Annotated in this window: 10 protein-coding genes and 2 pseudogenes; 9 read left to right on the top strand and 3 right to left on the bottom strand. The window is 64.1% G+C overall.

Going from position 1 to position 10,084, the window contains the following annotated elements; translation table 11 throughout:
* Window positions 1-293 precede the first annotated feature (293 nt).
* Window positions 294-464, top strand: coding sequence for a hypothetical protein (locus tag LG661_RS23390; RefSeq protein ID WP_230534399.1), 171 nt, complete (start codon window positions 294-296; stop codon window positions 462-464).
* 848 nt (window positions 465-1,312) lie between these two features.
* Window positions 1,313-2,082, top strand: a pseudogene (locus LG661_RS25590) (transglutaminase-like cysteine peptidase).
* A gap of 16 nt (window positions 2,083-2,098) precedes the next feature.
* Here the strand turns inward: LG661_RS25590 and LG661_RS23405 are convergent.
* Window positions 2,099-3,211, bottom strand: coding sequence for a sodium:calcium antiporter (locus LG661_RS23405; RefSeq protein ID WP_230534401.1), 1,113 nt, complete (start codon window positions 3,209-3,211; stop codon window positions 2,099-2,101).
* 73 nt (window positions 3,212-3,284) lie between these two features.
* Here LG661_RS23405 and LG661_RS23410 point away from each other — a divergent pair, with 73 nt between their 5' ends.
* Window positions 3,285-3,692, top strand: a complete 408-nt coding sequence (locus tag LG661_RS23410; RefSeq protein ID WP_230534402.1) for a PRC-barrel domain-containing protein — start codon at window positions 3,285-3,287, stop codon at window positions 3,690-3,692.
* Window positions 3,693-3,699: 7 nt separating this feature from the next.
* Here LG661_RS23410 and LG661_RS23415 read toward each other — a convergent pair whose 3' ends face one another.
* Together LG661_RS23415 and LG661_RS23420 are read right to left on the bottom strand one after the other, a co-directional pair.
* Window positions 3,700-4,353 carry a methyltransferase family protein gene (locus tag LG661_RS23415; RefSeq protein ID WP_230534403.1) on the bottom strand — a complete coding sequence of 218 codons (654 nt, stop codon included), beginning with the start codon at window positions 4,351-4,353 and terminating at the stop codon, window positions 3,700-3,702.
* Window positions 4,353-6,473 carry a heavy metal translocating P-type ATPase gene (locus LG661_RS23420; protein WP_230534404.1) on the bottom strand — a complete coding sequence of 707 codons (2,121 nt, stop codon included), beginning with the start codon at window positions 6,471-6,473 and terminating at the stop codon, window positions 4,353-4,355. The genes LG661_RS23415 and LG661_RS23420 overlap by 1 nt, the downstream gene beginning before the upstream one ends.
* A gap of 76 nt (window positions 6,474-6,549) precedes the next feature.
* Here LG661_RS23420 and LG661_RS23425 point away from each other — a divergent pair, with 76 nt between their 5' ends.
* From LG661_RS23425 to LG661_RS23450, 6 genes and pseudogenes are all read left to right on the top strand, one after another.
* On the top strand, window positions 6,550-6,966 hold the full coding sequence (locus LG661_RS23425) for a MerR family transcriptional regulator (RefSeq protein ID WP_230534405.1): 417 nt from the start codon (window positions 6,550-6,552) through the stop codon (window positions 6,964-6,966).
* A 110-nt stretch (window positions 6,967-7,076) separates the two neighbouring features.
* Window positions 7,077-7,798, top strand: a pseudogene (locus tag LG661_RS23430) (IS110 family RNA-guided transposase); the annotation flags it as partial.
* A gap of 141 nt (window positions 7,799-7,939) precedes the next feature.
* Complete coding sequence (locus tag LG661_RS23435; protein WP_230534406.1) at window positions 7,940-8,545, top strand: DUF4142 domain-containing protein; 606 nt, start codon at window positions 7,940-7,942, stop codon at window positions 8,543-8,545.
* Window positions 8,546-8,885: 340 nt separating this feature from the next.
* A complete protein-coding gene (locus LG661_RS23440) occupies window positions 8,886-9,068 on the top strand; it encodes a formate/nitrite transporter family protein (RefSeq protein ID WP_230534407.1) in 183 nt (60 codons plus the stop codon).
* An 83-nt stretch (window positions 9,069-9,151) separates the two neighbouring features.
* Window positions 9,152-9,364: a hypothetical protein gene (locus LG661_RS23445; protein ID WP_230534408.1), complete on the top strand. Its 213-nt coding sequence runs from the start codon at window positions 9,152-9,154 to the stop codon at window positions 9,362-9,364.
* Between the two features lie 168 nt (window positions 9,365-9,532).
* Window positions 9,533-9,772 (top strand): DUF2188 domain-containing protein, encoded by a 240-nt coding sequence (locus tag LG661_RS23450; RefSeq protein ID WP_230534409.1) that lies wholly within the window; start codon window positions 9,533-9,535, stop codon window positions 9,770-9,772.
* The last annotated feature ends 312 nt before the right edge of the window (window positions 9,773-10,084 follow it).

Raw genomic sequence — 10,084 nt, forward strand, 5'->3', positions numbered from 1 at the left:
AATCAACGAGTCCTGATACCTCAATTAACGAGTCCTGAGCCTAGGTCTTGGAACCGCACCAGACCATACTCTGTCTGTCGGCATAAAGTGGGCCCACCGCGGTTCTCAATGATGAACTTTACTACTGTATGCCCCGCTTCCCGCCAGGTTGCAGCAGCTTGAACCCGACGAGGTATCGTTGAGAGCTACCCCACATGAAGCTGCCGCTCGAGACACCCAGCCATGATCAGGTCAATTTGGCCCGTCTCCATACGTTAAAGGCTAGAGCCGGACTCAGCAATTCGGAAGTGATCATGACTGACGAAGAACTATTCGCGACGTTTCTGAACCTCGTTAAGAGAGCCGGGGGCGTAGAGGCCTTGGCCGAAGCTCTTAAGAACGAGGGGGAGGAGCATTTGGCAGAGAGCGTCCGCCAGTATGCTACCTGCACGACGGCTGCCGAATTCATGGCACTTGAGCACTGATGGCTCTCAGGTCCACGCCCGAGCTTCCTGCTGTCTTATGCCCGATGATTTCGCTCCCGCTCCTTGCGGCGCAGGGCAAGAAGTAGATCAAGCTGCTCGTCGGATATCGGACTACCATCGGTTGGGAAATAGACGCTTCTCATTAACCTCGCGATACGGTCTTTGGCGTCGCGATTGATGCTTGGAGCTTCGGACTTTCTTTTCTGATCAGGCATAGGCATTCACCTCTGGTACGCAAGGTATTCACCATGAAGACTCAGAGGATACGGTTAACAGCAGGTTAAAGCATCGGACCCAAAAGTGGACTTGCACTTTTGGGATCCCATCCGATGCTTTCTCTTATGATGAGAGCATCGTTGAGTGCGGAAAACCGAATCCACTTTTCCGCACGATGCTCTAACCTTGGAGCGGCTTGGGGTTGGACGGAATCGCGGGGTCTGACTCGACGGTGGTCAGGAGCATGAGCACAGAGGGTCATCATGATCACACTGTCTCAGGATCTACGCCAGCGCATTTTCTGGCCTTCAACCCTGAGGAGGATCTAGGTCCAGACGGCTTGGCCCAGGCCGCCCTGGCTGCGCGCTCCTCCTGAGCAAGCAGACGCCCTGCGCCCAAAAGGCTGAAGAACCGCATGCCCGTGGATTGTCCGCTATGCCGTCTCCTTCGACGGCGTCAGCGGTAGCCTGACGATCACGGTTGCAACATTCCGCGCCGGGCACGGCTGACATTGACCCCGGAACGAAACCGGGTGCGACCTGTTAACTCTGGTTTAACTTCCGGCTTGAGCCTCCCGGCTATGCTGTGTCAGGCTTCATGAACAAAACCTTAACAACACAGAGGCGGGGGCAATGCGGCAGTCTCTCCTCGGGTATCTGGAGGCCCGTTCCTCTCTCCGGAACACGGCACGTCGTGCGGGCCTCGCCCTGGCTCTGGTCATGATCGGCAGCGGGGCGCAGGCACAGACCGTCGCTGCCCTCCCGGCCGCCTCCCAGCCGGTGGCGCAGATTGGTGCGGCCAAGCCCATTGTCGCCTGAGCGCGCTTTTGCAAGCAGAGCCCGGCCGAGTGCGCCGTCGATACCTCCCAGCCCGCCACCATTTCCCTTACCGCACCCGAGTGGCAGACGATCAACCGGATCAACCGCCAGGTGAACGCCGCGATCAAGGCGAAGACGGATGAGGATCACGGGGGGGGTGGAGGACCGCTGGGACTTTGCCGAGGACGGCTATGGCGACTGCGAGGACTACCAGCTTGTGAAGCGCAAGCTTCTCGTCGAGGCAGGCTTTCCGCGCCGGGNGGGTGGAGGACCGCTGGGACTTTGCCGAGGACGGCTATGGCGACTGCGAGGACTACCAGCTTGTGAAGCGCAAGCTTCTCGTCGAGGCAGGCTTTCCGCGCCGGGCGCTGCGCATGACCGTGGTAATCGACGAGCTGGGCGAGGGCCATGCCGTCCTGATGGTGCGCACTGACCGGGGCGACTACATCCTCGACAACAAGACGGATGCGGTCCTGCCCTGGCACAAGACGGGCTACACCTACATCAAGCGCGAGGGCAACAGCGGCACCGCTTCGGCCTCGTTTGGCCGCCAAGCCTCTCCCGTCATGACGGCGAACCGTTAAGGGGCTCCTCGCCGACTCAAGCGGGGCGGACCCAGAAGACGATCAGGAAAACCCACACGACCGGGACCGCCAGAAGGGTGACCACCTGCCAGCGCTTGAACCCGTGCTCGCTCCCGCCGAAGTGGATGAAGGCGGCGTAAAGCGACGGCACCAAGGCCACGAAGACAAGGTTCACCTGGAATAGCAGCGGATTCATCACGTAGGTGGTAACCAGCGCCAGCGGGAAGAAGGCGATGGTCATCGTCACCGCATGGTCGCCGATGACGCTCGTCACCGCGGAGGTGACCTGGCCGCTGCGCGCTACGTACCAGGTGGCGAAGACCTCCGGCAGGGCCGCCACCGGGGCAGTGATGAACAGGCCACCGATGATCCGGGGGACGCCGAGACCCTGCACGATGTTCTCGGTTGAGAGAACGGTGAAGTAGGCCCCGACCACCAGTGCCCCGACCCCGGCCATCGCCTTCCAGATCTCACCTTTCTTCCACTCGACCTTTTCGCTCTTCTGCCGCCCCCGCAGCAGGGCCTGCGCCAGGTAGACGGCGTAGGCCGCGAGCATCACCCAGCCGTCGATTGGCTGGAGCCCGCGGCCCGGAACCGGAAGCGTGAGCAACGCCGCGATCCCGACGATCACCAGATACGGGATCGCCTGGACGGTAACGGCCGTGCGATCGACCGCGAGGATGCCCTGTTCGACGTGCTCCCCGTGGTTCTGGTGACCGCCCGAGCCGCCACCCTGTTTCCGATCCGAGTGTTGGCCGCCCTCCTTGCTCGCGCGCTCGGCCCTGCCCTCCTCCTGGCTCTGTTTGCTGCCGCCGTCATTGCCCTTCCCCTGTCCGAGATCCCGCTTCCGGGTGGCGAAGTAGGCGACCGTAACCATGGTCGGGATAGCGAGGATGTTGGAGCCCAGCATCGCACCCAGGCCGATGTCGGTTACGCCCCGGATCGCGCTGGTGGTGTTGATGGCGATCTCGGGCGAGGCGGCCGCGAGTCCCACGAACGAGCCGCCCGCCGCCACCGAGAAGCCCCACTGGCGGCGCAGCTTCTTCAGCGGCTTGGACAGGTGCTCCGCTCCCCAGTGCGCCGCCCAGACAGCGGCGAGCAGAACCGGCACCCAGAGAAACCAACCCATGCGGCCTCCATCGGAACGAAGCCGACGCCTTGCTGTTGCTCGACAAACGCTTCGGCTTTCCGGGAGTTCAGGAATGCAGCAAACCCTGGTCCTTATCGTCCGGACCGCCGCGATCCTCGCCCTGTCGCACGCGAGCGCCCTCGCGCAGGAGGATAAGGGGATCGCCATCGCCCCCGGCGAGCTTCCGCCGACGGCGCCCGCCGCCGGTGTCGAGATCAGCGCGTCCAATCTGATGGGCACGCCTGTGGTCAGCGCCACGGGAGCGAGCCTCGGCCAGGTTGCGGATGTGATCATCGACGGGAACACGGGCCGGGTGATCCGGCTCGTGATCAGCAAGGGCGGGATTGCCGGCTTCTTCGACGACAAGGTCGCGATTGAGGCCAGCGCGGTGCGGCTGCTGCCCGTGGAGGGCAAGATCGTGGCTCCAGGCCTGACGCCGGACGAGATCGAACGGATCGCCAACTCCGGAGGCGGGCGGTAAAGAACCTTCACCCGCGATCGACAGCATTGCCGTCGATGGCAGGCGCCGTGCCCGAACTCCTGCGAAGTCCGATCCAGCGTGGCACCATGACATGGTATCGGTCGTAGGCGGCTCCATGCATGCGGCCGAGATGCTCCTCTTCCATGCGGATCTGAACCGAGAAGGCGATCCAGGCGGCGGCAAGCGCAACGGCCGTAACGGCGGTTGGAACCACAAGGAGGGCGCCGAGGACCACGGCCACCATGCCGAGAAAGGTCGGGTTGCGCGACCAAGCGAACAGGCCCGTCGTGACGAGGCCGGTCCGCTCCTGGTCGAGGCCGATGCGCCAGGACGCTCCTATGCCCACCTGGGCGGCAAGGATGACGGCGCTGCCCATCACCATGGTCACCAGACCGAACCAGGCGACAGCCGGGTGGACCAGGACCGGGATCAGGCCGGCGGCCATGTCGGTCTCCCCTGGCCAGACGGCCCGGACGATCAGGAAGAGGGACAGGACGCCGCCGCCGATGCGGTAGACGCGCCCGACGAAGTCATGGGCCGTATCGTCCGCGCCGAAGCGGTTGGGCGAACCGCCGATGCGTTGCGCCGCTCGCCGCGTCAGCACCGCGAATGCGATGCTGACAATGAGCAGGATGAGGACCGGAAACCAGGGCGACGGCATTATACGCTCCGTCCGGCCCCGAGCAGGCGCATGGCATTGGCCGTGACCAGCACCGTCGCGCCGGTGTCGGCCAGGATCGCCGGCCACAGGCCTGTGATGCCGAGGACGGTGGTGACCAGGAACACGCCCTTGAGGCCCAGCGCCACTCCGATGTTCTGGCGGATGTTGCCCATGGTGGCCTTCGAGAGCGATATCATGCGGGCGATGTCGAGAACGCGCCCGTGCAGCACGGCCCCGTCGGCGGTTTCAAGCGCCACGTCGGTGCCGCCGCCCATGGCGATGCCGACATCGGCCACAGCCAGCGCCGGAGCGTCGTTGATGCCGTCGCCGACCTTGGCGACCACCAACCCCTGGCTCTTCAACTCGTTGACGATCTTCAGCTTGTCCTGCGGTAGTAGGTCGGTCCGAGGCTCCACGCCCAAAGTGCGGGCGATAGCGGCCGCGGTCCTCGCGTTGTCGCCGGTAAGCATGATCGGCGCGATGCCGTGGGCCCTGAGCGCCCTCAGGCCTGCGAGCGCGTCCTCACGCGGTTCGTCCCGCACCGCGATCAGACCGGCGGGCTGATCGCTCACCAGAAGCACAGACACAGTCTTGCCCTCCTCCTGCAACGCGCCGATCCGAACCTCAGTCTCGGGCGGTAGCGGCGCGATGGCGGCGGCCGCCTTGGGCGAACCCAGGAACAGGCCGCGGCGGCGGGCGCGACCCTTCACACCTTTGCCGCCGAGCGCCATCACGCCGACAGCCGGGACGACCTCGATGCCGTCCGCCTGGGCCCGGGCTACGATGGCCTTAGCGATGGGATGCGAGGACGTGGCATCGAGAGCCGCGGCATCCTCCAGCACCTCCCGTTCGCTCGCCTCGCCAAGAGCGATTACGTCCGTGACCTGCGGTCGGCCTTCCGTGAGCGTCCCGGTCTTGTCGAGGGCAACCGCGGTCACCTTACCGAGGGTCTCCAGCGCGGCTCCGCCCTTGATCAGCAGCCCGCGCCGGGCGCCCGCTGCCAAGCCCGCAGCGATAGCCGCCGGGGTCGAGATCACCAGAGCACAGGGGCAGCCGATCAGCAGCACCGCCAGCCCCTTGTAGATCCACTCGCCCCAGGGCTCACCCGCAACCAGCGGCGGCAGGATGGCCACAAGCGCACCCACTACCAGCACGGCCGGGGTGTAGTAGCGCGAGAAGCGGTCGATGAAGCGCTCGGTCGGGGCCTTGGCTTCCTGAGCCTCCTCGACCAGACGCACCACCCGCGCGATGGTGTTGTCCTCAGCCGCAGCTGTCACCCGCACGCGCAGCGTGGCATCCGTGTTAATGGTCCCGGCAAACACCGTCTCGCCCTCGCCCTTGCGCTTCGGGGTGCTCTCGCCGGTGACGGGCGCCTCATCGATACCGCTCTCGCCCGAGAGGATCACGCCGTCGGCCGGGATCCGGTCGCCAGGGCGGACGGCGATCACGTCGCCGACGGCGAGAGAAGCCGCCGCGACCTCCTCCAGGCCACCGTTGCGCTCGATGAAGGCGGTCTTGGGCACGAGGTTCGACAGGGACCGGATGCTGGCGCGGGCCCGCCCTGCGGCAACGCCCTCCAGGAGTTCGCCGACGAGGAAGAGCAGCACCACAATGGCGGCCTCCTCGGTCTCGCCGATGATCACCGCGCCGACGGCGGCGATAGTCATCAGGGTCTCGATAGTGAAGGGCGCTCCGGCGAAGGCTGCGGACACCGCCCGGCGGGCAATGGGCACCAGACCGATAGCCATGGCGGCGGTGTAGAGCCAGGCCTCATAGCCCGGCAGGATCCAAGCCAGCAGCCACGCGGCCGCAAGCCCAAGGCCTGAAAGGATCGTCAGCCGACCCTTGGCCGAGCGCCACCAGGGACCGTCTGAGGTCCCATGGTCGTGGTAATGCCGTGTCCCCTCCTCCACGGGCGTGATGCCGTAGCCGAGGTCGCGAACGACCTTTTCAACCTGCTCGCCGGTGCCGGTGTCGACGGCCCGCAGGCGCAGGGTTTCCGTGGTGGTGCTGATGGAAATGTCCGAGACGCCCGGCACCCGGGTAAGCGCGGTCTCGATCTTGCGGGCGCAGCTTCCGCAATCCATGCCTTCGACGCGGTAGCGCAAACGGTCAGTCATTGCCAAAATTCCGTTTCGATCTTATCTGCCGGGCACGCTACAACCTCTAGCGGCTAGAGGATCAAGAGGTTTTTCGATGGATCTGACGATTGGCGACCTGTCGCGGCAAACCGGGGTGAAGATCCCGACGATCCGGTATTACGAGCAGATCGGCCTCCTGCCTTCGCCGGTCCGAACCGAGGGCCAGCAGCGGCGCTATGGCCCGGCCGAGGTGCGCCGCCTCAACTTCATCCGCCATGCCCGCGAGCTCGGGTTCGAGGTTGATGCCATCCGGCAACTCCTGAGCCTCGCGGACGATCCTAGCCGTTGCTGCGGTGAGGTACATGACATCACCAAGGCCCATCTCGGTGAGGTGAAGGCCAAGATCGCTCGCCTGATTGCCTTGCGAGATGAACTTGAGGCCATGGTCGCCTGTGACAACCGACGGATCTCCGAGTGCCGGATTATCGAGGTTCTGGCAGATCACGGCGAGTGCCAGCACCGTCAGCACTAGGTCGTTTGGCTTGACGACACTTCGGGATGGAGGATCTGGTGCAGGTTGTACCGGCCGTGCTTACCGGCACACCCATCATGAGAGGGGCGCCCAGCACGAGGATCTGAGCCATGCCCGAAGCTCCGCTTCAGCACGATGCCACCGTTGGCATCGACATCGGCAAGAACAGCTTCCACCTGATCGGCCTGGATGCGCGTGGCGCCACCGTTCTGCGCCAGAAGCTCTCTCGCGGACAGGTGGAGGAACGCCTTGCCAATATGCCGGCCTGCCTGATCGGCATGGAAGCCTGTGTCGGCTCCCACCATCTCAGCCGTCAGTTGCTGGCGCTCGGCCATGACGTGAAGCTGATCCCGGCCCAGTTCGTGAAGCCCTTCCGCAAGAGCCACAAAAACGGTTTCCGCGACGCTGAAGCTATTGCCGAAGCCTTCCAGCGGCCGACCATGCGCGTCGTGCCGATCAAGACGGTTGAGCAGCTCGAGCTGCAAGCTCTCCATCGCGTTCGTGCGCAATTGGTCAGGCAGCGGACGGCAGTGATCAACCAGATCCGGACCTTTCTGCTGGAACGGGGAATTGCAGTGCGACAGGGGCTACGATTCCTGCGGCAGGCTTTGCCAGACATCCTGGCCAAATGAACCGATGTCCTACCCCGCGTATTGTGCGTTTGATCAAAGGGCTATCGCAGGATTGGCATCACCTGGATGACACCATCGACAGGGTCACAAGCGAGATCGAAGCTCTCGTGGCCGCCGATGAGGCCTGCCAGCGCTTGATAGGCGTACCAGGGCTCGGACCGATCATCGCCAGCACCATGATAGCCGCCTTCAGCCGGGGGTCCCGCAAGGCTTTGGTGCCCCGTGTGAACCGACGGAAATCGGCTTGGTCGGCACGATGTTTCCGAATGGCTCCGCCCGAACTTCCGGCGGCTTCGGCCGTTGGTGGTCGTCCTTGAAACCGAACCACCTGAGAGGTCGCCATGAAGTCTCGTCTTCTCCCCGTCGCTCTTGCAGCCTGCGTGCTTGCAGTGCCGGCCCTGGCCCAGCAGGCCGCCAGCCCCTCCGCTTCCAACCAGCAGACGTCCCAATCCGGTCAGGGCTTTGTCCCCGGTGCCGCGCAGAACAGCATACACGAGGTGATGGTGAGCAATCTGGCTCTCTCAAAGTCCGAGAACCCGCAGGTCGTGAACTTTGCGGAGATGATGATCAATCACCATGGGCAGGCCGCCAAGGAACTCGCCAAGCTGACGCAGGATGGCAACACGGCCTTCCCTGTCATGCCCGATCAGGAGCAGGCGCAGGTCATCCAGCGCCTCCAGGGCCTCTCCGGAGCGGAGTTCGACCGGGCCTTCATGCAGCATCAGTTGCAGGCGCACCAGAAAGCCGTCAACCTTTACCAGCAGGGTGTCCAGTCCGCTCAAGACCAGCAGGTGCAGATGTTTGCCCAGATGGGCCTGCCGCTGATCCAAGCGCACCAGGAAATCGCTCAAGAGTTTGCACAGGGCGGCGCGGCGGCCACCGGCTCAACCAAACACAACCCGGGGACAGGAACGGGAAGCGGTTCCACGGGGCAGACGAACCGCTAAAGCGCCACGTTCCACGTAGGCATCCGTCACAATCCAGACGGCTGATCGCTGGCATGCCAGCGATCAGCCGCTGAAAGAGGCAGCAATGCCCATCCGCCTTCCTAACCACAAAAGGTCTCGTCCCATCATCTGAGCGGCAGCCGAGCTCACCAATGCGTTCGACGAGGAAACCCACCGGTCCTTTCTGAGATCGGCCGGCACGTCGCCGAACCGGGGTTTGGGACGACCTTTACACGGGCGGTGATCGCCGGCTGGCTGATGGCGCTCATGGTCTGGCTTCTGCCGGCCGCGGTCTCGGCACGGTTCCTGGTGATCGTGACTCTCACCTAACCTCATCGCGGTGGCGAATCTGGCGCAGGTCATCGCAGGCTCAACGGAAGTCGCCTTCGCCGCCATTGTGGGAGCCGTAACCTGGAGCGAATACGCCGTCGGCTTCATCCTTCCGGCCCTTCTGGGCAATATCATCGGCGGGGTAATGTTCGTGGCCGTCCTCAACCACGCCCACGTCGAGCAGGAGCTCTGATTAGCGCTGCGGCGACTCACGCTGGAACTCCGGTCGCCAGGATCGGTTGACGATATCTACCCCGACCCTGTGAGGAGACGACCATGGCCGAGAAGAAACCGCATGACCAGAACGACTTCACAGGCACGGTGAAGCCAGCGACGTCCGACTCGTCAGGGTTCGGTGTTGCCACCGGTCCGGATGCCAGTCCTGGCGCCGGCGACAATGCGGCACCCACCGACGACGCCACGGGCGGCGACGGAAAAAGCACCCAAACACCGGGACCGACCGGGAGCACGGGCGAGCAGTCGCCTTGAGGCAGCCCTCTCCCCGCTGATCACTTACACCGAGTTCTTGCAGCAGCGAATGATGCCTGATCTCGGCCCGACGCAGGGCACCCTAAGGTCGCAGCATGCACCGTGTTGACCGTCGGAACTGACCGCCCGAATGGCTGTTCGGACCAGGATACCTTTTGGAGAGCAGCCATGGCCAATGTCCAGTATGAAATTGTCGACCACGATGGCGGGTGGGCCTACAAGGTTGAGGATGTCTACTCGGAACCCTACCCTACCTATGACGAGGCAAGAAGCGCCGCAGAACGGGCCGCTGCAGAACAGAAGGTCCCCGGCGAAACCGCGGCTATCGAATACCAGGGTGAAGACGGCCGCTGGCATGACGAGATTGCCGGTGGGCAGGATCGGCCCGCGACGGATGTCAAAGGGTAACCTGCCTCGCAGCACCGGGCGCCGGATTACGCAGGGGCCTCACAGTCGTCCCACCTGCTGGTGGCCGTGGCCTGATCTACTGAAGGCCTTGGGCGGCCCTCACGGGTAGGCTGCAGTGTCCAAAGCCCACGAGCCTTCGGCCTCTGCCAAGGATTTTCGGCCAGATGCCTTCCACCTCGCTTCTACGGATCTAGCCGTCGGCCTTGATGTCAAATCAGGCTCCTCCTCGGCCTTGGCCACGCGATCTCGCTAGAGGAGCCTGCGATAGCCTAAAGCATCGGACGGTTAAACGGACGCATAGCCGGCAGCCCT

The sequence above is a fragment of the Microvirga roseola genome, from assembly GCF_020866965.1.
Taxonomy (GTDB): domain Bacteria; phylum Pseudomonadota; class Alphaproteobacteria; order Rhizobiales; family Beijerinckiaceae; genus Microvirga; species Microvirga roseola.

Coding starts and splice junctions, on each gene's coding strand:
- LG661_RS23390 (WP_230534399.1), top strand. CDS start 294: ATGACTGACGAAGAACTATTCGCGACGTTTCTGAACCTCGTTAAGAGA.
- LG661_RS23405 (WP_230534401.1), bottom strand. CDS start 3,211: ATGGGTTGGTTTCTCTGGGTGCCGGTTCTGCTCGCCGCTGTCTGGGCG.
- LG661_RS23410 (WP_230534402.1), top strand. CDS start 3,285: ATGCAGCAAACCCTGGTCCTTATCGTCCGGACCGCCGCGATCCTCGCC.
- LG661_RS23415 (WP_230534403.1), bottom strand. CDS start 4,353: ATGCCGTCGCCCTGGTTTCCGGTCCTCATCCTGCTCATTGTCAGCATC.
- LG661_RS23420 (WP_230534404.1), bottom strand. CDS start 6,473: ATGACTGACCGTTTGCGCTACCGCGTCGAAGGCATGGATTGCGGAAGC.
- LG661_RS23425 (WP_230534405.1), top strand. CDS start 6,550: ATGGATCTGACGATTGGCGACCTGTCGCGGCAAACCGGGGTGAAGATC.
- LG661_RS23435 (WP_230534406.1), top strand. CDS start 7,940: ATGAAGTCTCGTCTTCTCCCCGTCGCTCTTGCAGCCTGCGTGCTTGCA.
- LG661_RS23445 (WP_230534408.1), top strand. CDS start 9,152: ATGGCCGAGAAGAAACCGCATGACCAGAACGACTTCACAGGCACGGTG.
- LG661_RS23450 (WP_230534409.1), top strand. CDS start 9,533: ATGGCCAATGTCCAGTATGAAATTGTCGACCACGATGGCGGGTGGGCC.